This is a genomic window from Pseudomonas sp. GW823-FHT06B06 (assembly GCF_058795195.1).
The window spans coordinates 51,759-71,115 of the sequence record NZ_JBXAHO010000024.1 but is presented as its reverse complement, the minus strand read 5'-3'; the positions used below and the strand labels follow the sequence as shown (position 1 = coordinate 71,115).

The window sequence follows — 19,357 nt, the reverse complement described above, 5'->3', positions numbered from 1 at the left end:
CATGACCCGCAAACAGCAATTGCTCAAGCGCCATCGGCGCAATAAACGCATCGGTCTGCTGGTGGCGCTGGTGCTGTTGATCCTGTCCGGCATCCTGGTGGTGTGGTGGTTGCCACTGGTGCTTGCGCTGGTGGGCTGGGTGGCCCACGAAGCCTGGTTTGCCGATCACCTGTTCTATAGCGCCAAAGACGACTATCAGTACACCTTTACGCCCTACACCCCGCAGCCCAAGGTTCACCTGAACGGGGAGCACCTGCGCCTGGATGAGGGCGTCATGCTGGTCGACGACGCGACGCTGGTGCTGGCCCTCAAGGTAAAAAGCACGTGGCTGGGACGTTTCTTCGATCCAGTGGTCGAGTTGACGGGGGGCGACAGCCCTGACCGGCAGACCTTCGAACGGGGAGTGGACGGCCTGCGTTACCTCAACCTCAGCGGCCAGGCCCAGGTGCTGTCGCGCGGTGAGTTGCGCCTGCGTGGGAGATTCTGCCGGCTACAGGGTGAGCCTGTGTTGTGGGCTTTTGAACATCCGGACTTTCGCCGTCAACGGGTGATGGTCATCGCCCCGCATGCCGATGATGCCGAGCTCGCGGCTTACGGTTTGTACAGTCAGGCAGATGAAGCCTGGATCGTGACGCTCACCGCCGGTGAAATCGAAGCCGAACATTATCAACGCATGGGCATGAACAAGGTCGAGGCGGCGCGCCTGAAAGGCCGTTTGCGTGCCTGGGACAGTATTGCCGTGCCGCGCTGGGCGGGAGTGCCGTCAGACCATTGCGTGCAGTTGGGCTATTTCTGCTTGCAACTGGAAGCCATGCAGGCATCGCCCGCCAAGCCGATAGGCTCGCGGGAAGCGGATTTGCGCGACACCCGGGTATTTCGCCAATTGAACCCGTTTGGCCTGCCGGGCGATGTCGATGGCGCGCCAACCTGGAACAACCTGCTGGCAGATCTGCAAGCCCTGCTGCTGCGTGCCCGGCCTGAGGTAATCGTATTGCCGCACCCGACCCTTGATCCCCATCCCGATCATTTTTGTGCGCAGGCAGCAGTGCTCGAAGCGCTAAAGGGGCTTGATTGGCAACCGACGCTGTTGGGCTATGCCAATCACCTTCATGACAACGATCGCTGGCCGATGGGTGACACCGGCACCGCTATTGCCCTTCCTCCCGTGTTCGATCTTGGTCAGCAGATGCATCCCTACTGCCTGCAGCTTTCCCTGGCTCAGCAGCGTGACAAGGCAATGGCATTGGCGATGATGCACGACCTGCAACCGCCGCCGCCATTCAAGCGTCGCTTGCGGCGTGGGTTGCAGCGGTTTCTGGCGGGCCGGGCCGGTTCGCGTTACGGCGAAAATGAATTTTTTCGCAAGGCTGTGCGACGCCAGGAACTGTTTTGGCGTTTATAAGGTGTCATGGGCCTGAAGGTCGGCCGTCTGAGGGCAGGTCCGGTTTCAGGTGTTGCTCCATTTGCCTGTTGTGGCAAGGAAGACGATGAAAGTTCTATTTCTGGTGCAGAAAGATCAGCGGGCCATCCTGGACCGTCTGTACGACGGGGTGGCGGCTCATTGCGAGTGCGACTTGCGGTGGTTGAGCAGCAAGGAACAGCGCAACCTGCGCAGTTATTTCCGGCGTGAAGTCGACGTGTCCCGGTACGACCGGATCGTGTTTTTCCTGCGGTTCAAGCAGGAGATCCGCCAGGTCGGATTTATCCGCACGATTCCCAACCTGGTCATCCTCGAGCACGATGCCTACCAGAACTACATTCCTTGCAAGTACACCGGTAAGTTCAGTGCGCACTACCGTCGATTGCCGTGGGCGCGAGTCATCAGTTCCGGTTTCGTTGTCACCGAGCGCCTGCGTTCGGAGGGCTTCGATGCAGTGTTCGTTCCCAAGGGCTACGACCAGACGCAGCTTGAAGATCAAGGGCGCGAGCGGGATATCGAGCTGGCGTTCGTTGGCAGTACCAACAGCGTTGCCTATAGCGGCCGCAAGGCACTGCTCGATGAGCTGGCGAGTGTCGAACCCCTGGTTGTCACTCGTACCAAGTCCGGCGAGGAGTACCGCGATACGCTTAACCGCATTCGATTTTTCGTCAGTGCGGACGTCGGCATGGGCGAATTCATGATCAAGAACTTCGAAGCCATGGCCTGTGGCTGTGTCTTGCTAGCCTATGATCAGGGTGCCGCGGAATGCCAAGCGCTGGGCTTGCAGGATATGCACAACGTGGTGTTGTATCGGGACATTGCACAGCTTCAGGAAAAGCTGGCCATTCTGCGCAGCGACCCGCAACTGGCGCAGCGTATCGCGCGCAACGGTCAGGAGCTGGCGGTCAGTCAGTTCAGCTTTGCACGCATCGGCCAGCGTATCGTTGAGGAGCTTGAGCCTGCACTGCGTGCCCGTGCGCCGCTGAGTCTGTTGGAAAGAATTCGACTCAATTTGGGTGTTTGACAAGTGTAGGCCGGCCATTGATATTGCTGACCACTTTTATCCTATTGAGAAAACCGTGCATTTTTCCCACGAGAGTGACATCACGCTAGTGGTCACAAGCTGTGGTCGCCTGGATCTGCTGAAGACTACACTCGAGAGCTTCGATCGATTCAATACGGCCCCTATCCGTGAAGTGTTCATCACTGAGGATGCGGGTGACGAAGGCGTTCACGCGGTCATTCCAGCTAACTGGAAGGAACACTGCACGGTGTTCGTCAATCGACCCAAGCTGGGTCAACTGGCGTCAATCGACCTGGCGTACGAACACGTCAGCACGAACTACATCTTCCATTGCGAGGATGACTGGGAATTCTATCGCCCAGGGTTTGTGGAAGACTCCATGACCATTCTCCAATTGCGCCCGGAAATCCTGCAAGTGTGGCTGCGTAGCTATACTCATGATCTGCGGGTTCACAGTCCCTACATTCATCTGGGGCCGCGTGAGGTCGTAGGTGGAGTGGCTTGCCATCCATTGATTTCCGACAAGCCGCAGTGGCAGGGGTTCTCGCTGAACCCGGGCCTGCGGAGGGTAAAGGAATATCGATTGTGCGCGCCATTCTCCGGGCACGGTGGAGAGAAAGCGCTGTCACAACGATACGCGCAGCTGAATCTGACTGCCCTGACGCTTGAAGCGGACGCAGTCATGCACACCGGGTTTGGCCTGCACGTGCAAACGCCTATCGAGCGACAGCGCAAGGCGCGTCGTAGTCGGCGCGAACAGGTCAAATTCGTTTTGTTTTTGTTGTTGGGAGTCTGCATTGGCTGGACCATCAAGTAGCGACACCGCAGCTTATCCCCTTTACCTTTTGTATTGGCTGCTTGCCCTATGAGTATTCTCAATGTGATGTGGGCCGGTGGTGCTCCATTTGCCTCGATCCACAAGGTGCATCAGCAGATACTGTCTCATGCCTTACCCTCGGCCCCGGTGAAAACCTGGTTGCTTCAGGGAGGTGCGCGCGAATGTGGAGTGAACGTTGGTGAGATCCGTGAATGGGGGCTGACTTCTGCCCAATTGAAAGGGCGGCATTTCTGGCGATTGACCAAACCCTGGATGCGCGCCCGGTTTCACCGCGCCCTCAAGGACAGCGACGCGCGTTTGCTATTGCTTGACGGGTTGGGAGTGGCGCGCACGCTGTTGCCGATACTCAAGGGGTTGCCGCATATCCGTGTAGTGGTCATTTTTCATGGGGCGACGCGGCTGCATGCAGGTGATCGAGCGCTCTTCCAACAGCTCCCATCCTCCCAGCTGGCATTGGCTGCCGTGTCGAACACCCTCGCAACTTCCCTGAATCGTGACTTGCAGGTACCGGTCGTGACATTGCGCAGTGCCTTTGAGCCTGCCGCTTTCCATAGCGCTTTACTTCCTCGGGAAGAGGCGTTGAGCCGCTTGGGACTGTCTGCGAGCGGAGGACCAATATTGGGAGCGGTGGGGCGCCTGGTTTCGGAGAAGGGCTTCATTTGCCTGCTCGATGCCTTTGCAGGGGCATTGCACAAGCGCGCCGACCTGAGATTGGTCATTGTCGGGGAGGGCAGCGCCCGGGCCTCGCTGCAAGCGCGAATCGATGAGCTGGGACTGCGTGAGCAAGTCTTGCTGCCGGGCCATCTGGATGACGCGGCGCGTCTTTATCGTGCCTTCGACTGGGTGGCGATCCCTTCGCGGGAAGAAGGCCTGGGGTTGATCATGCAGGAGGCGGTCATGGCGGGCGTTCCGGTACTGTGCAGTGAGTTACCGGTGTTTCGCGAACAGTTGGCCGATAGCGGCTGGTATGCCCCGGTTGATGACGTGAGTGCGTGGCGCGAAGCGATCTTGCGAGCGTTCAGTGTCTCTGCCGAAGCGGTCGCTGCTGAACAATTCCAAGCGTTAGCGCCGGATCAAGCCTGGCTGAGCTTCAGCCAGACCGCCCGTGCGCTACTCTCATGATGGCAACACTGCCTGCTCCAATGCCTGCATCGGAAAGGTGTCGTTCAGGTTCTCGCGCGCAATATAGCGTGCGAAATGCTGCAGGTTGCGCTTGATCAAGTGGCGAGGCAATGGGGCTCGCAGGAACCGCATGTCAGCCACGTCAATCAGGCCCATACGATTGTCGGGCGTGATCACGATGTTGCCCAGATGCAGTGAGCGGAAGTAAATCCCCGATTGATGGAGGCTGCGTATCAGTGCGGCCAATTCTGGCAAGGCTTGCGGCCAGTTGAATCCGTCCTTGCTGGCGACCTGGCGCAGGGTCTGGCCTGGCAATGGCTGGTACAGCACGGCTGTCATGCCCGGCGCCTGCAGTCGGTAATACTGCAGGACCTGCAAGGTCGGCACACCGAGCTTTTGCAGTTCGAGCGCGTTGTCGATAAAGCGTTTCGAGTATGGACGAAACAAGGCAGATGAAAAAATACGCTTGCGGCGAAACAGTTTGAGGATATTCCCATCTTGCAACAGGTAGACTTTTGGCCCGTAACTGTCGGCCTCGAGTACTTTGGCACCGTCAATCAATTGATCTAGGGCTGCTTGAGGGAGCCGGGAACATTGCATCGTAGAAAGCCTTGTTGGAAGAACGGGGCACAGTGGCGGGCAATGATGCCGAAAAAATTCAGCTTTAACCATGTCGGGTTGGGTAGGCGAACGCTTACAGGAGCAATTTGATGCAAGAAACTCGTTGGGCGCAAGCATGGATGGCAGTAGGTCTTTTGTGGTTTTTGTTGGCCATCGCCATTGCGCCTACCAACAAGCTCTATCAACAAGGCTTGGTGGCGTTTCTCTGGTTGCCTGCAATCATCTTCTGCTGGCCCGCGCGGGCCCGGCTTCGGGAATTATTCCATGACCAGCGCTGGATCTACCTGCCGTTGCTCGGGCTGGTGATCTGGTCACTGCTCAGCCTTTCCTGGTCGAATACCCCTGACCTGGAACGCGCAGCCAAGCGTGTGCTGTACGTCGTGGTATTCCTGTTGTTTTTCCCGGTATTCGCCAGTGCCCGCCCCGAGCGCGTGATCCGCATCATGCAGTGGGGAGGCATAGGATTGGCTGTCACTGCATTGGTGGCGATCGTCAAATTTTATGGGATGCAAGGCAACGCCTGGAGTTCACGTGTGGAAGGGTTGGGCGAATTGGCCCATCCGATTCTGGGCGGCTACGTCATCGGGTTGGCTGCGGTGTGGCTGGTGCTCTGGGCGCCACGTACTGGCGCGATGCAGGTGGTTTGTGCCGTTGCGTTGGGTTTCCTGGGGTTATTCGTTCTGCTCAGCCAGAGCCGCGGTGCTGCCTTGGCAATGTTTCTCACGATACTTGCCATGCCGATCTGGTGCGGTGACCGGCGCAGTCGCATCATTGCGGCGGTCGCACTGATCGTCGCCATGCTTGCGTTCTGGCTTTTCGAATCCCTGGTACTGGCGCGCGGCGCTTCCTATCGCCCGCAGATCCTGTTGGCCAGTCTGCAAATGATCGCCGAGCACCCATGGCGGGGCCTGGGCCTTGGCAGTCACTACACGGTGTTTGCCGATGGGCAGTATTTTGACCACGCGCACAACCTGTTCACCCATGTGGCCATCGAATTGGGCCTGCCGGGATTATTGTTGTGGGCTGCGACCTGGATCGCTGTACTGCGCGAAGCGTGGAAGGTTCGGGAAACGCTCTATGCCAAGGGAATCATCGGCATATGGCTGTTCTCTACCCTGGCGATGCAGTTTGACGCCGCCAGCCTGAATGGTACTCCAAGGGCTGAATGGTTTATCAGCTGGTTGCCCATTGGCCTGGCCAGTGTTTTGGTATGGGCGCGGGTCAATCCTGACGCTTGTGATAAAATTTCGCGTTCTTCCTAACCAGTGAGCTCTACGATGAGTGACGCACCGCCCAAAGCGGGACAGGACTCCAGCCTGAAAATCTATTTTCGGCTGTTGGGTTATGTAAAACCTTATCTCGGTCTTTTCTTGCTGAGTATCGTGGGCTTCGTGATCTTTGCCTCCACACAGCCGATGCTGGCGGGGATTCTCAAGTATTTCGTCGATGGCCTGAGCAATCCTGAAGCGGTGCTCTTTCCCGACGTCCCCTACCTGAAGGACTTGCAGCTGCTGATGGCCGTGCCATTGCTGATCATCCTGATCGCGGCGTGGCAAGGCCTGGGCTCCTTCCTCGGTAACTATTACCTGGCGAAGGTGTCATTGGGGCTGGTGCATGACCTGCGCGTCGAGTTGTTCAATAAATTGCTGGTCCTGCCGAATCGCTACTTCGATACCCACAATTCCGGGCATCTGATCTCGCGAATCACGTTCAACGTGACCATGGTGACCGGTGCCGCCACCGATGCCATCAAGGTAGTTATCCGCGAAGGCCTTACCGTGGTCTTCCTGTTTGCCTACCTGCTGTGGATGAACTGGAAACTGACCCTCGTGATGCTGGCGATCCTGCCGCTGATTGCATTCATGGTGGGTAATACCAGCAAGAAATTCCGCAAGCAGAGCAAGAAGATCCAGGTGGCGATGGGCGACGTGACCCATGTGGCTTCCGAGACCATCCAGGGTTATCGCGTAGTGCGCAGTTTCGGTGGCGAGAGCTACGAAGAGCGGCGTTTTGCCGAAGCCAGCCAGGGCAACACCGACAAGCAACTGCGTATGACCAAGACCGGTGCGGTCTATACGCCGATGTTGCAGCTGGTGATCTACACCGCCATGGCCGCTCTGATGTTCCTGGTGCTGCTCCTGCGTGGTGATGCAACCGCCGGTGACCTGGTGGCCTACATCACTGCGGCGGGTCTGCTGCCCAAGCCGATCCGGCAGCTGTCGGAAGTCAGCTCGACCATTCAGAAAGGTGTCGCTGGCGCCGAAAGCATTTTCGAGCAACTGGACGTTGAGCCGGAAGTCGACAACGGAACCGTTGAGCGTGATCGCGTCAACGGCTATCTGGAAGTACGCAACCTGAGCTTCACCTATCCAGGCACAGAGCGTGAGGTGCTGAAGAACATCAGCTTTACCGCCGCGCCGGGACAGATGATCGCCCTGGTGGGTCGCTCTGGCAGCGGCAAATCGACTCTCGCCAGCCTGATACCGCGCTTCTACCATCATGAAGTCGGTGAGATCCTGCTCGACGATGTCGAAATCGAAGACTATCGCCTGCGCAATCTGCGTCGGCACGTAGCGCAGGTCACACAGCATGTGACCCTGTTCAATGACACCATCGCTAACAATATCGCCTACGGCGATTTGGCTGGCGCACCTCGCGAAGACATTGAAAAGGCTGCCGCGGACGCCTATGCAATGGACTTCATCGCGCAGATGCCGCAAGGCCTGGATACCCAGGTCGGGGAAAACGGCGTACTGCTGTCCGGCGGTCAGCGCCAGCGCCTGGCGATTGCCCGGGCCTTGTTGAAAAATGCTCCGTTGCTGATTCTCGATGAAGCAACCTCGGCACTTGATACCGAGTCCGAGCGCCACATTCAGGCAGCGCTGGATCAAGTCATGAAGGGTCGTACCACGCTGGTCATCGCTCACCGGTTGTCGACTATCGAAAAGGCCGACCTGATCCTGGTGATGGACCACGGCGAAATCGTCGAGCGTGGGACCCACTCTCAATTGCTGGCGCAAAATGGCTACTATTCGCGGCTGCATGCGATGGGGCTCGATACGCCGGCCGAAGACATCGCCTGATACCGACATCAGGGTGAGCCTGACTCACCCTGTGTTAATATCGCGCCCCTGTTCATTTTGTATGTGGGTTGCTCCATGAAGTTGTCCATGCCGCGATTCGATCAAGCCCCTGTCTTGGTGGTCGGCGATGTCATGCTCGACCGTTACTGGCATGGTGGTACCTCACGGATTTCCCCTGAGGCGCCAGTACCGGTGGTCAAGGTCGATCACATCGAGGACCGCCCGGGCGGTGCCGCCAACGTTGCGTTGAACATTGCCGCCCTCGGCGCGCCGGCTTCGCTGGTCGGAGTGACCGGCGACGATGAAGCCGCCGACAGCCTGGTCAATAGTCTCAAGGGTGCCGGTGTGCGCGCGTTGTTCCAGCGCATTGCCCACCAGCCGACCATCGTCAAGCTGCGGGTCATGAGTCGTCACCAGCAACTGCTGCGCATCGACTTCGAAGAACCCTTCGCCACCGACGCTTTGGCGTTGTCCGTGCAGGTCGATGAACTGCTCGAAGGCATCAAGGTGCTGGTACTGTCCGACTACGGCAAGGGCGCGCTGAAAAACCATCAGGCGTTGATCCAGGCCGCCCGTGCCCGAGGCATTCCGGTGCTGGCGGATCCCAAGGGCAAGGACTTTTCCATTTATCGCGGTGCGAGCCTGATCACGCCGAACCTCAGCGAGTTCGAAACCATCGTCGGAGGTTGCGTCGATGAGCATGATTTGGTGAACAAAGGCGCGAAGCTGATGCACGACCTGGACCTGGGCGCCTTGCTGGTGACCCGTGGCGAACACGGCATGACCTTGCTGCGCCCGGATCATCCAGCATTGCACCTGCCGGCACGTGCCCGTGAAGTGTTCGACGTGACCGGTGCTGGCGATACGGTAATTTCCACTTTGGCAGCGGCGATTGCTGCTGGCGAGGAACTGCCACACGCAGTGGGCCTGGCCAACCTGGCGGCAGGCATCGTGGTCGGCAAGCTCGGTACGGCGGCCATCAGCGCGCCGGAATTGCGGCGTGCCATCCAGCGCGATCAGGGTTCCGAGCGCGGTGTGCTGGGCCTGGAGCAGCTATTGCTGGCAGTCGATGATGCGCGTGCGCATAACGAGAAGATCGTTTTCACCAACGGTTGCTTCGATATCCTGCATGCCGGGCACGTGACGTACCTGGAGCAAGCACGGGCGCAGGGCGATCGCCTGATCGTTGCGGTCAACGACGATGCGTCGGTCAGCCGCCTGAAAGGGCCTGGCCGTCCGATCAACAGTGTCGACCGACGCATGGCGGTGCTGGCAGGCCTGGGTGCCGTCGATTGGGTGATCAGCTTCGCTGAGGGCACGCCGGAGAACTTGCTGCGCGAGGTGAAGCCGGATGTGCTGGTCAAGGGTGGGGACTACGGGATTGACCAGGTGGTCGGTGCGGACATCGTGACCGCTTACGGCGGGACGGTGAAAGTGCTGGGGTTGGTGGAAAACAGTTCCACGACTGCCATTGTCGAGAAGATCCGCAAGTCCGAATGACACAGCCCTTCTCCTGATCATTCCCACGCTCTGCGTGGGAATGCCACTATGGACGCTCTGCGTCGGCTGTTGGGGCGCTCTGCGTCCCGGGCTTGCACGTGGGAACGATCAGGGGCGCGCAGCCTTACGCGGTACTATCTTCTTCAGCAGTTGCTTGGCCTTGCCACGCAACCGCGCCAATCCCGAATCCTTCGTTGGCGGCGTCAAGCCCTGCTGCCGTACCCAGTCTTTCCAGCGAATCCGCTCATCTTTCACCAGCCAACCTTCCTGCCTGGCAAAGCTTTCGGCCAGGTACAGTCCACGGGTGCTTGCTGGGTGCAGTTGATCCTTTTTCAAGGTGTAGAGCTCGGCCAAGGGATGGCCATCCTTCAACGGCATCAGGTACAGATCCGGGCGCTTGCGATCCAGGCGGGCCACCAGTTGATCGCCTTCCAGTCGTTCGTCAACGTGAAACAGGCTCAGGGACTTGGCTTCCTTCGGAACCTCCAGGCGCAAGTCGTAAATCAATTGCAGCGATGCGGTCGGCAAGTGGACGTAAGCCCGCGGCCGTTCGATCAGTGGCAGGTTGGCGCAGCGCACCGGACGCGCCGAGCCGGACAGCGGCGACAGGCGAAATGGCAGGGCTTCGCGGTAGTGCAGTGCGCTCGAATAGGGGGCGGGTAACCAAGTGTCGTTGAAGCGCCCACCGAGCCAGCCTTCCGGGGTTTCCAGCAGGCACTCTTCGGCGATTTCCTGAATGGCGGTGTGCAGCGGCAAATTCAGCTCATGGGCGGGCACGTAGCCGGAAATCAGCTTGAGCACCACGTCGCCGCGATCCTGCCGCCGTTGACGCACCAGCACCCAGTAATCGCGATTCTGCCAATGCAGTGTCAGGCGTACAGAGACCCCAAGGTTGGCCAATTCAAGGGAAAACCGTTCCTTATCGGCGACGCTCACCGGGCGTCGACGCTGCAGGATCTGGGCGAAATTCAACGGTCTCCCGACGCTCTGATAACTCAGGCCTTCGGGAGTCGCTTCGACGAATAACGGCAGGGTCTTGAAGTTGCTCGGGTTCTTTCTAATGAGCGTACGCGGCATGTCGGCTCCTGCTTTAGGCCGCGTGAGGCGGCATCAGTTGCTACGTAGGACCTGGGCAACGGTCGCCACGTTATGGGCGAGGTGCAGCGGATTGATCGTTCCAACGATAGCGCTGGCCACACCGGGATGTTCGAACAACAATTGGAAACTGGCGCGCACCGGGTCCACCCCTGGACTCAGGCACACATGACCGCTGGCGAGGGCTTTTTTGACCAGAATGGCTTTGCCATGAGCAGCAGCATAGTCAATGACCGCTTTTTCGCTTTGCTCGTTCAGATTGTAGGTGACCATTGCGCAATCACCTTGCTCCAGCGCCTTCAAGCCGCCTTCGACTGTCTTGCCGGAAAAGCCAAAGCCACGGATCTTGCCTTCGGCCTTGAGCGCGGCGAGCGTGGCATAAACTTCGCTTTCAGCGAGGATCGCCAGGTCGTTGCCGTCGGAGTGCACCAGCACCAGGTCGATGAAGTCAGTCTCAAGGCGTTGCAGGCTGCGTTCGACAGAAAAACGGGTGTGCGCGGCGCTGAAGTCGTGACGGGACAGGCCGTCGGTAAACTCTTCGCCGACCTTGCTGACGATCACCCAATCCTGACGCTGACCACGCAACAACGGGCCAAGGCGCTCTTCGCTGCGGCCATAGGCCGGCGCGGTGTCGATCAGGTTGATTCCCAGGTCGCGCGTGAGCTTGAGCAACATCCGCGCTTCATTGTCGTCGGGGATCTGGAAGCCATTGGGGTACTTCACGCCTTGGTCGCGGCCGAGTTTTACCGTGCCCAGGCCCAGGGGCGATACCAGCAGGCCGGTGCTGCCCAGGGGACGATGCACGTCGTGCAGAGTCGGTTGGCTCATGGCAGCAATTGCTCCCAGGCCGGGATGGCCATCGGCGGTCTTGGCAGTGGCGGCAAAGCGGTGACAGGACCCGGTTGAATGCCATCGCGGTCAAGGCTGGCGATGACGCGGTCGGCGAAGTCCGGCGCCAGGGCCAGCTTGGTTGGCCAGCCCACCAGAAGGCGACCTTCCTCGGCCACGAAGGCGTTGTCGGGACGTGTCAGCCCCGATTGCAGTGGTTCCGCACGGTCTACACGCAACGTTGCCCATCGCGCCGTGCTGAGGTCGATCCATGGCAATAACTGGCCAAGTTCTTTCTGCGCGGTGGCGATTTGTTCGACCGGCTCACGATTCACGCCTTCGGTTTCGGCGATATCGCCGCCCAGGTACCAGACCCACTGGCCATCGGCCGCCGGGTGCGTGGTCACGGTAATGCGTGGTTTGGTTCCACCGCCCAGGCAATGGGCGTAAAGCGGTTTGAGGCTTGGGCCTTTGGCGATGATCATGTGCAGCGGGCGACGTTGCATGGCGGGCTGGGTCAGCCCCAACGCTTCGAGCAACGCCGCCGTTCCGCCTCCGGCGCTCAAGACGATGCGTTGGGCGCGGATTTCGCGCTCGTCCACCTTCAGGCCAACCAGCACGCCACCCTCCAGCAGCGGCTCGATCTTCTGGCCGGCGAGCAGGCCATCGCCCGCGAGGTCGGCCAGGCGCTGGATCAGGCTTGGTACGTCGATCACCAGTTCCGCCAGGCGATAGACCTTGCCCTTGAAGCGTTTGTCCTGGAGGGCCGGCGGCAGTTGATCGCCCTTGACCTGATCGACGCGACCGCGCACGGCTTTGCTGGCGAAGAAGCTGGTGAGGTTGCCGGCGATCGTACCCGGGGACCAGAGGTAGTGCGCCTCGGACAGCAGGCGCACACCCGAAAGATCCAGTTCGCCATTCCCGGCCAGGGCTTCACGCCAGCGACGCGGCATGTCGGCGATGGCTTCCGAGGCACCGGTCAGGGCGCCATGCAGAGCGTACTTGGCGCCACCATGGATGATGCCCTGGGACTTCACACTTTGCCCGCCGCCGAGGCTGGCGCTTTCCACCAGTACGGTCGAGAAGCCCTGGCGACGCAGGCGCGCATTCAGCCAGAGGCCGGCAACACCAGCGCCGACAATGAGAACGTCGGTGGAAATAACGGATGGCATGCAGCGACCTCAGTGTTCAAGACGAGGGCGCAGTATACGGGATACAGCAGACCCTGTAGGAGCCGGCTTGCTGGCGATCCTTGCAACACGGTGTCCTGATTCACCGCTATCGTCGGAACGCCGCCCGCAGCAAGCCGGCTCCTACAAGGTGTTAATGCCCTGCAGTCTTGGAGAACAGCTGAATCACCACAACCCCCAGCACAATCATCGCCATCCCCAGCATTGCCGGCACATCCAGCTTCTGCCCGTAGATGAACAACGCCGCGACGCTGACCATCACGATGCCCATGCCGGCCCATACCGCGTAAGCGACGCCCACCGGCACGCTGCGCACCACCAGGGTCAGCATCCAGAAGGCGATACCGTAGCCGACGATGACCAGCAGCAGCGGCAACGGCGTACTGAAGCCCTTGACCGCTTTCATCGAAACAGTGGCAATCACTTCGGCGCAGATGGCAATGGCCAGGTAGTAGTAAGCGGTCATGGTTCAATCCTCGTATGAAGTGTTGCTTGCTGAGTTCGGCATTCTAGAGATTCTCCAGATGCGGTAAAGTCATTACCTATCTGTTCAGAAGATGGGTTTGCCCTATGCAATGGAATCTTGAACAACTGCGGCTTTTCGTCGGTGTGGCGGAGCAGCGTTCGTTTTCTGCCGTGGCACGGGACCAGCGCAAAGCCCAGTCGGCGGTTAGCAGCGCGATTGCACTGCTGGAGGAAGACCTGGGCGTGAACCTGTTCGATCGCAGCAGCGGTCGCCAGCCGAAACTCACCGAGGCCGGCAACGCTTTGCTGGAAGAAGCGCGTGAAGTGCTGCGCCAATGCGAGCGCCTCAATGGCCGAGCGCTGGCGATGATGCGCGGCCAGGAAGCTCGCTTGCGCCTGGCACAGGACGAGGCCATGCCGTACCAGCCGGTTATCGAAAGCTTTGAAGCCCTGGCGGAAAAATTTCCCAGCCTTGAAGTGCAACTGACCAGCGCCGCCCAAGGCGATGTGGCGCGCAAACTGGTGGAGCGGCGGGCCGACCTGGGGTTGTTGTTTTATCACGATCAAATTCCTGAAGCCCTGGAACGGCGGGTGCTGGGCAGCGTTGAGATGGTCACGGTGTGTGGCGTCGGGCATCCGTTGGCGGCGAAGGCCGAAGTGAATTGCCAGGAACTGGCGCAGCATCGCCAGCTGCTGATGTCCACGCAGTCCAGCATTTACCCCGGCAGCGAACCGGCCAGCCCGCAGGTCTGGCGGGCCGACAGTTTTTACGTGATGGCCGAATGGCTGGTACGCGGCCTCGGCTGGGCCTGGCTGCCGCGGCACGTGGTGCAGTACTCGGCATACCAGGGCTTGATCGTCGAATTGGCCAGCGAATGGACCCCGCCGGCCTTGGTGGTTGAGTTGGTGTGGCGCCGCGATGAGCCACTCGGGCCGGCCGCTCGATGGTTGGCGGAGCGTTTTGCCGTGCATTTGCAGGCTATCGGTGAAAAAACCGATAAACTCCGCCGCCATGAATAGAACTCTCTACACCGCGCTGTTTTACCTGGGGCTGCCATTGGTGGCGATTCGTCTGTGGCTGCGCTCGCGCAAGGCACCAGCCTATGCCAAGCGCATCGGCGAGCGTTTCTCCTACGGGATGCCGACGATGAAGCCCGGTGGGATCTGGGTACATGCGGTGTCTGTGGGCGAAAGCATTGCCGCCGCGCCGATGATTCGGGCCTTGCTGCAGCGTTACCCACAACTGCCGATCACCGTGACCTGCATGACGCCGACCGGCTCGGAGCGCATCCAGGCGTTGTTCGCCAACGAACCGCGCATCCAGCACTGCTATTTGCCGTACGACTTGCCGTGCGCCGCCAAGCGTTTTCTTGATCGGGTCCGGCCGAAGCTGGCAGTGATCATGGAAACCGAGCTCTGGCCCAACCATATCCATCAATGCGCCAGGCGGGGGATTCCCGTGGCCCTGGCCAATGCTCGACTGTCTGAACGTTCGGCCAGGGGCTATGGCCGCTTCGGTAAGCTGACCGGGCCGATGTTGGGCGAGATGAGCCTGTTCGCGGTGCAGACCGAGGCCGAGGCCCAGCGTTTTCGTGAGTTGGGTGCGCGGGCGGAAACCGTTGAGGTCACCGGCTCGATCAAGTTCGACCTGACCATCGATCCGCAACTGTTGCAACGTGCAGCCGAGTTGCGCGGGCAATGGCAGGCCTTGGAACGCCCGGTGTGGATCGCCGCCAGTACCCATGATGGCGAAGACGAGGTGGTACTGGCGGCCCATCGCCAGTTGCTGGCGAGCCATCCCGACGCCTTGCTGATTCTGGTGCCGCGCCATCCCGAGCGTTTCAATGCGGTATTCGAACTGTGCCGCCAGCAGGGTTTTGCCACGGTGCGGCGTTCCAGCGCAGAAGCGGTCACCGCCGCCACATCGGTGCTATTGGGTGACACCATGGGCGAACTGTTGTTTCTCTACGCCCTGGCCGACAGCGCATTCGTTGGCGGCAGCCTGGTGCCTAATGGCGGGCATAACCTGCTTGAGCCGGCGGCTTTGGCCAAACCGGTGCTCAGTGGCCCGCACCTGTTCAACTTCCTTGAAATTGCCGCGCAGTTACGCAGTGCCGGCGCATTGCAGGAGGTTGAGGATGCACAAGGGCTGGCGGTGGCGGTGCAGCGGCTGTTCGAATTTCCGCGGGATGCGCAGCGGATGGCCGAGGCGGGGTTGAAGGTGATGCGCACCAATCAGGGGGCGTTGCAGCGGTTGCTGGATGGATTAGGCCGTTTAATTGACCGCTAACCTGTAGGAGCCGGCTTGCTGGCGATGGCGTTCTTGAAATCGCCCTCGCCAGCAAGCCTGCTCCTACAGTTTCTCAGGGGCGGGCCTTGAGTTGTTCCGCCGCAGCCTTCGCCAGGTCCGGCGGCAGGAAGTCCTTGTCCGGGTTGTAGTTGGGGTTGAGCCAACGTGCCAGATCCTGCAGATCCCCCGGGTTCAATGTACCGGCCTGCTGCTTCAAGCGCAGGTTGTCGAGGATGTAGTCGTAGCGGGTGTTGTTGTAGTCGCGTACCGAGGTGTAGAGCGAACGCTGCGCATCCAGCACGTCGACGATGTTGCGCGTACCTACCTGATAGCCGATTTCCGTCGCTTCCACAGCACTCTGGTTGGAGATGATCGACTGCTTGCGCGCCTGCACCTGCTCGACGTCAGTATTCACCGCACGGTGAAGGTCGCGGGTGTTTTCGACGATTTGCCGGCGCAGGGATTCGCGTTGCTGTTCGGTCTGGTCCAGTTGCGCATAGGACTGGCGCACCTGGGAGTTGATCAGGCCGCCGCTGTAGATCGGGATGTTCAATTGCAGGCCCACGGTGGTTTGCTCGACGTTACCGCCATAGGCCTGGGGAAAGCCGTTCGGGTTGCTGAAACCCAACGCATCGTTGTCGCCTTTTTCGTACTGCGCCACGGCGTCGAGGGTCGGCGCATGTCCAGCCTTGCGCTGTTTGAGTGTTTGCTCGGCAGCGCTGACGGCGTAGTTGCTGGCCAGTAGGTTGAGGTTTTGCTTGGCCGCCGTTTCGACCCAGGCTTTGGCGTCGTTCGGTGCTGGCGGGAGGATCGGCAAGTTGTGGCTGATGCCCTGGATCGAGTTGTACTGGCGGTTGGTCAGTGTCACCAGGGCTTCAAAGGCATCATCCACCTGGCGCTGGGCAACGATGCGATTGGCGCGTGCGGTGTCGTAGCTGGCTTGTGAGTTGAGCACATCGGTCTTGTCCGAGAGCCCGACATCGAAGCGTTCGTTGGACTGATCGAGTTGACGCTTGAACGCGGCTTCCTCGGCCTTGGTCGAGGCAAGGTTGTCCTGGCTGCGCAACACGTTGAAGTAACTGTCGGCGGTCTGCAGGATCAGGTTCTGCTGGGTCGCGGAGAGTTGCAGCGCAGCCTGTTCATTGACGTCCTTGGCGGCCTGGAACTGGAACCAGCGATCGGCGCGGAAAAGCGGTTGCGCCAGGGTTGCCTGGTACGAATGCGCATTGCGGTTGGTCGTGGCCGAAGGCTGGTCGATGGCCGTGCGTACGTTGGAGACATTGGCGCCGCCCGACAGGTTGGGCAGCAAGCCTGCGCGGGCCTGGGGCACGACTTCCTTCTGGGCGCCATATTGGGCGATGGCGGCGGCGAGGTCGGCGTTGTTGTTGACCGCTTCCTGATAGACGCTGACCAGATCGGTCTTGGTCGATAAGGGCGCTTCTGCTGCCCAGGCCATTCCATTGGACGCACAAGACACGGCAAGGGCCAGTGAGAGTTTGCGCAGCATGAGGCGATCCCTAAAAGATTATGCTGATAATTTGAGCGCCAAGGCTACGGCGCGGCACCTGCAGCGTCAATGCGCAGCGTGGCCGTAGCGAGTGTAGTTGCGCGCTCGTCCCGCAACAATCCTGTAATTGCGCCATTCATCACGGTGTTTGCAGCGGTGTTGGCGTTCTTGGGCAGTTATGTCTAGACTGGCCGGGTTCTTGTCGGGGTGCCTTGCTATGAGGCTGAGATCGAATAATTTCGGATCCCGTTGAACCTGATCAGGTTAGCGCCTGCGTAGGGAACAAGATTTCTCGTCACCCGGCGAGTCCTCTTGTGCTTCGTCCGGGATGTTGTTCGACAATCGAACACCCCTCGAGCACTGAGCACAGCACAGCTGGTTTTCCCAGCGCACGTGCGTCCATTCGTTTACAGGTTCGCTCCGACAAAATTCCACTGCCTGGATGCTGTCTGGAGAGCCCGTGATGACTACAAAAGCAAAAATCGCCACCAACCTGAGTGACTCGGCCAAGGTCGATCAACAATCGGTTCAGCCGTTTACCCGTTCGCAAAAAATCTATGTCCAGGGTACTCGCCCGGACATCCTCGTGCCGATGCGCGAAATCAGCCTGGACGTGACGCCGACCGACTTCGGAGGCGAGGTCAACGCGCCGGTGGTGGTGTACGACACCTCGGGCCCTTACACCGATCCCAATGTCATCATCGATGTGCGCAAAGGCTTGGCCGATGTGCGCTCGCCATGGATCGAATCCCGCGGTGACACCGAGCGCCTGAGTGGCCTGAGTTCCAATTTCGGCCAGGAGCGCCTTGCCGATCCGGAACTGACCAAGCTGCGCTTCGCCCACGTCAACAACCCGCGTCGCGCCAAGCCGGGCGCCAACGTCAGCCAGATGCATTACGCGCGCAAAGGCATCATCACCGCCGAGATGGAATACGTCGCCATCCGCGAAAACATGAAGCTGGAAGTGGCCCGCGCCGCCGGCCTGCTGGACCAGCAACACGCCGGACACAGCTTCGGCGCCAGCGTGCCGAAAATCATCACACCAGAGTTTGTCCGTGACGAGATTGCCCGCGGTCGCGCGATCATTCCGGCCAACATCAACCACACCGAGCTGGAACCGATGATCATCGGCCGTAACTTCCTGGTGAAGATCAACGGCAACATCGGCAACAGTGCCCTGGGTTCGTCCATCGAAGAAGAAGTGGCGAAACTGACCTGGGGCATTCGCTGGGGTTCGGACACGGTCATGGACCTGTCCACCGGCAAGCACATTCACGAAACTCGCGAGTGGATCATCCGCAACTCGCCGGTACCAATCGGCACCGTGCCGATCTACCAGGCCCTGGAAAAAGTCGGTGGTGTGGCCGAAGACCTGACCTGGGAGCTGTTCCGCGACACGCTGATCGAGCAAGCCGAGCAGGGTGTCGACTACTTCACCATCCACGCCGGCGTATTGTTGCGCTACGTGCCGATGACCGCCAAGCGCGTGACCGGCATCGTTTCCCGTGGCGGTTCGATCATGGCCAAGTGGTGCCTGGCGCACCACAAGGAGAACTTCCTCTACACCCATTTCGAAGACATCTGCGAAATCATGAAGGCCTACGACGTCAGCTTCTCGCTGGGCGATGGCCTGCGTCCGGGCTCGATTGCCGATGCCAACGACGAAGCGCAGTTCGGCGAACTGGAAACCCTCGGCGAGCTGACCAAGATCGCCTGGAAGCACGACGTGCAGTGCATGATCGAAGGCCCGGGCCACGTGCCGATGCAGTTGATCAAGGAGAACATGGACAAGCAGCTCGAGTGCTGCGACGAAGCGCCGTTCTACACCCTCGGCCCGCTGACCACCGACATTGCGCCGGGCTACGACCACATCACCTCCGGCATCGGTGCGGCGATGATCGGCTGGTTCGGTTGCGCCATGCTCTGCTACGTGACGCCGAAGGAGCATTTGGGGCTGCCGAACAAGGATGACGTGAAGACCGGGATCATCACCTACAAGATCGCCGCGCACGCCGCCGATCTGGCCAAAGGACATCCCGGCGCGCAGATCCGCGACAATGCCTTGAGCAAGGCGCGTTTCGAATTCCGTTGGGAAGACCAGTTCAACCTGGGCCTGGATCCGGACACCGCTCGTTCGTATCACGATGAGACGTTGCCGAAGGATTCGGCCAAGGTCGCGCACTTCTGCTCCATGTGCGGGCCGAAATTCTGCTCGATGAAGATCACCCAGGAAGTCCGCGAGTATGCGGCCAACCAACGGATCGAAGCGGTGGACGTGGACGTCGCCCAAGGCATGGCCGAACAGGCCGAGCGCTTCAAGCAGGAAGGCAGTCAGCTTTACCAGAAAGTTTGATCTGACAACCTCGTGCTGATC

General features: G+C 59.9%; 16 protein-coding genes and 1 riboswitch. Of the genes, 10 read left to right on the top strand and 6 right to left on the bottom strand.

What is annotated here, in order from left to right; translation table 11 throughout:
* Nucleotide 1 precedes the first annotated feature (1 nt).
* The 4 genes from AC1Q8Q_RS21190 (at nucleotide 2) to AC1Q8Q_RS21175 (ending at nucleotide 4,404) form a co-directional block, all read left to right on the top strand.
* Nucleotides 2–1,402, top strand: a complete 1,401-nt coding sequence (locus AC1Q8Q_RS21190) for a PIG-L deacetylase family protein (RefSeq protein ID WP_492615462.1) — start codon at nucleotides 2–4, stop codon at nucleotides 1,400–1,402.
* Nucleotides 1,403–1,487: 85 nt separating this feature from the next.
* A complete protein-coding gene (locus tag AC1Q8Q_RS21185) occupies nucleotides 1,488–2,444 on the top strand; it encodes a glycosyltransferase family protein (protein ID WP_020796227.1) in 957 nt (318 codons plus the stop codon).
* 55 nt (nucleotides 2,445–2,499) lie between these two features.
* On the top strand, nucleotides 2,500–3,261 hold the full coding sequence (locus AC1Q8Q_RS21180; RefSeq protein ID WP_020796228.1) for a hypothetical protein: 762 nt from the start codon (nucleotides 2,500–2,502) through the stop codon (nucleotides 3,259–3,261).
* 48 nt (nucleotides 3,262–3,309) lie between these two features.
* Nucleotides 3,310–4,404: a glycosyltransferase gene (locus AC1Q8Q_RS21175; protein WP_168757123.1), complete on the top strand. Its 1,095-nt coding sequence runs from the start codon at nucleotides 3,310–3,312 to the stop codon at nucleotides 4,402–4,404.
* Here AC1Q8Q_RS21175 and AC1Q8Q_RS21170 read toward each other — a convergent pair.
* Entirely contained in the window at nucleotides 4,399–5,004 is a 606-nt protein-coding gene (locus AC1Q8Q_RS21170) for a BUD32 family EKC/KEOPS complex subunit (protein ID WP_033039387.1), read from the bottom strand. The two genes, AC1Q8Q_RS21175 and AC1Q8Q_RS21170, sit on opposite strands and share 6 nt — an antisense overlap.
* 110 nt (nucleotides 5,005–5,114) lie before the next feature.
* Between AC1Q8Q_RS21170 and AC1Q8Q_RS21165 the strand changes: the two genes are divergently transcribed.
* The 3 genes from AC1Q8Q_RS21165 (at nucleotide 5,115) to hldE (ending at nucleotide 9,608) form a co-directional block, all read left to right on the top strand.
* Nucleotides 5,115–6,287: an O-antigen ligase family protein gene (locus AC1Q8Q_RS21165; RefSeq protein WP_020796231.1), complete on the top strand. Its 1,173-nt coding sequence runs from the start codon at nucleotides 5,115–5,117 to the stop codon at nucleotides 6,285–6,287.
* 15 nt (nucleotides 6,288–6,302) lie between these two features.
* Entirely contained in the window at nucleotides 6,303–8,108 is a 1,806-nt protein-coding gene (gene msbA / locus AC1Q8Q_RS21160) for a lipid A export permease/ATP-binding protein MsbA (RefSeq protein ID WP_020796232.1), read from the top strand.
* Between the two features lie 75 nt (nucleotides 8,109–8,183).
* Nucleotides 8,184–9,608: a bifunctional D-glycero-beta-D-manno-heptose-7-phosphate kinase/D-glycero-beta-D-manno-heptose 1-phosphate adenylyltransferase HldE gene (hldE, locus tag AC1Q8Q_RS21155; RefSeq protein ID WP_033039386.1), complete on the top strand. Its 1,425-nt coding sequence runs from the start codon at nucleotides 8,184–8,186 to the stop codon at nucleotides 9,606–9,608.
* 108 nt (nucleotides 9,609–9,716) lie between these two features.
* Here the strand turns inward: hldE and AC1Q8Q_RS21150 are convergent, their stop codons facing one another.
* From AC1Q8Q_RS21150 to AC1Q8Q_RS21135, 4 genes are all read right to left on the bottom strand, one after another.
* The gene (locus tag AC1Q8Q_RS21150) at nucleotides 9,717–10,685 is read right to left on the bottom strand and encodes a hypothetical protein (protein WP_020801209.1); all 969 of its coding nucleotides are present in this window, start codon (nucleotides 10,683–10,685) and stop codon (nucleotides 9,717–9,719) included.
* Between the two features lie 33 nt (nucleotides 10,686–10,718).
* Nucleotides 10,719–11,531 (bottom strand): aldo/keto reductase, encoded by an 813-nt coding sequence (locus AC1Q8Q_RS21145; protein WP_492615461.1) that lies wholly within the window; start codon nucleotides 11,529–11,531, stop codon nucleotides 10,719–10,721.
* Entirely contained in the window at nucleotides 11,528–12,703 is a 1,176-nt protein-coding gene (locus AC1Q8Q_RS21140) for an NAD(P)/FAD-dependent oxidoreductase (protein ID WP_033045423.1), read from the bottom strand. The genes AC1Q8Q_RS21145 and AC1Q8Q_RS21140 overlap by 4 nt, the downstream gene beginning before the upstream one ends.
* Nucleotides 12,704–12,854: 151 nt before the next feature.
* Nucleotides 12,855–13,187: a DMT family transporter gene (locus AC1Q8Q_RS21135; protein ID WP_008055699.1), complete on the bottom strand. Its 333-nt coding sequence runs from the start codon at nucleotides 13,185–13,187 to the stop codon at nucleotides 12,855–12,857.
* 104 nt (nucleotides 13,188–13,291) lie between these two features.
* On the opposite strand from AC1Q8Q_RS21135, the gene AC1Q8Q_RS21130 reads away from it, so the two are divergent.
* Both AC1Q8Q_RS21130 and waaA read left to right on the top strand, forming a co-directional pair.
* Nucleotides 13,292–14,206: a LysR family transcriptional regulator gene (locus AC1Q8Q_RS21130; protein WP_083350046.1), complete on the top strand. Its 915-nt coding sequence runs from the start codon at nucleotides 13,292–13,294 to the stop codon at nucleotides 14,204–14,206.
* Entirely contained in the window at nucleotides 14,199–15,476 is a 1,278-nt protein-coding gene (gene waaA / locus AC1Q8Q_RS21125) for a lipid IV(A) 3-deoxy-D-manno-octulosonic acid transferase (protein WP_020801204.1), read from the top strand. Before AC1Q8Q_RS21130 ends, waaA begins: the two co-directional genes overlap by 8 nt.
* Before the next feature lie 73 nt (nucleotides 15,477–15,549).
* Here the strand turns inward: waaA and AC1Q8Q_RS21120 are convergent, their stop codons facing one another.
* Nucleotides 15,550–16,983: a TolC family outer membrane protein gene (locus AC1Q8Q_RS21120; RefSeq protein WP_020798574.1), complete on the bottom strand. Its 1,434-nt coding sequence runs from the start codon at nucleotides 16,981–16,983 to the stop codon at nucleotides 15,550–15,552.
* 193 nt (nucleotides 16,984–17,176) lie between these two features.
* Nucleotides 17,177–17,282: riboswitch (TPP riboswitch) on the top strand.
* 164 nt (nucleotides 17,283–17,446) lie between these two features.
* Between AC1Q8Q_RS21120 and thiC the strand changes: the two genes are divergently transcribed.
* On the top strand, nucleotides 17,447–19,336 hold the full coding sequence (gene thiC / locus AC1Q8Q_RS21115; RefSeq protein WP_008063536.1) for a phosphomethylpyrimidine synthase ThiC: 1,890 nt from the start codon (nucleotides 17,447–17,449) through the stop codon (nucleotides 19,334–19,336).
* The last annotated feature ends 21 nt before the right edge of the window (nucleotides 19,337–19,357 follow it).

What these genes read in the sequence shown, in the direction of transcription:
- AC1Q8Q_RS21190 (WP_492615462.1), top strand. Translation starts at nt 2, where the DNA reads ATGACCCGCAAACAGCAATTGCTCAAGCGCCATCGGCGCAATAAACGC.
- AC1Q8Q_RS21185 (WP_020796227.1), top strand. Translation starts at nt 1,488, where the DNA reads ATGAAAGTTCTATTTCTGGTGCAGAAAGATCAGCGGGCCATCCTGGAC.
- AC1Q8Q_RS21175 (WP_168757123.1), top strand. Translation starts at nt 3,310, where the DNA reads ATGAGTATTCTCAATGTGATGTGGGCCGGTGGTGCTCCATTTGCCTCG.
- AC1Q8Q_RS21170 (WP_033039387.1), bottom strand. Translation starts at nt 5,004, where the DNA reads ATGCAATGTTCCCGGCTCCCTCAAGCAGCCCTAGATCAATTGATTGAC.
- AC1Q8Q_RS21165 (WP_020796231.1), top strand. Translation starts at nt 5,115, where the DNA reads ATGCAAGAAACTCGTTGGGCGCAAGCATGGATGGCAGTAGGTCTTTTG.
- msbA (WP_020796232.1), top strand. Translation starts at nt 6,303, where the DNA reads ATGAGTGACGCACCGCCCAAAGCGGGACAGGACTCCAGCCTGAAAATC.
- hldE (WP_033039386.1), top strand. Translation starts at nt 8,184, where the DNA reads ATGAAGTTGTCCATGCCGCGATTCGATCAAGCCCCTGTCTTGGTGGTC.
- AC1Q8Q_RS21150 (WP_020801209.1), bottom strand. Translation starts at nt 10,685, where the DNA reads ATGCCGCGTACGCTCATTAGAAAGAACCCGAGCAACTTCAAGACCCTG.
- AC1Q8Q_RS21145 (WP_492615461.1), bottom strand. Translation starts at nt 11,531, where the DNA reads ATGAGCCAACCGACTCTGCACGACGTGCATCGTCCCCTGGGCAGCACC.
- AC1Q8Q_RS21140 (WP_033045423.1), bottom strand. Translation starts at nt 12,703, where the DNA reads ATGCCATCCGTTATTTCCACCGACGTTCTCATTGTCGGCGCTGGTGTT.
- AC1Q8Q_RS21135 (WP_008055699.1), bottom strand. Translation starts at nt 13,187, where the DNA reads ATGACCGCTTACTACTACCTGGCCATTGCCATCTGCGCCGAAGTGATT.
- AC1Q8Q_RS21130 (WP_083350046.1), top strand. Translation starts at nt 13,292, where the DNA reads ATGCAATGGAATCTTGAACAACTGCGGCTTTTCGTCGGTGTGGCGGAG.
- waaA (WP_020801204.1), top strand. Translation starts at nt 14,199, where the DNA reads ATGAATAGAACTCTCTACACCGCGCTGTTTTACCTGGGGCTGCCATTG.
- AC1Q8Q_RS21120 (WP_020798574.1), bottom strand. Translation starts at nt 16,983, where the DNA reads ATGCTGCGCAAACTCTCACTGGCCCTTGCCGTGTCTTGTGCGTCCAAT.
- thiC (WP_008063536.1), top strand. Translation starts at nt 17,447, where the DNA reads ATGACTACAAAAGCAAAAATCGCCACCAACCTGAGTGACTCGGCCAAG.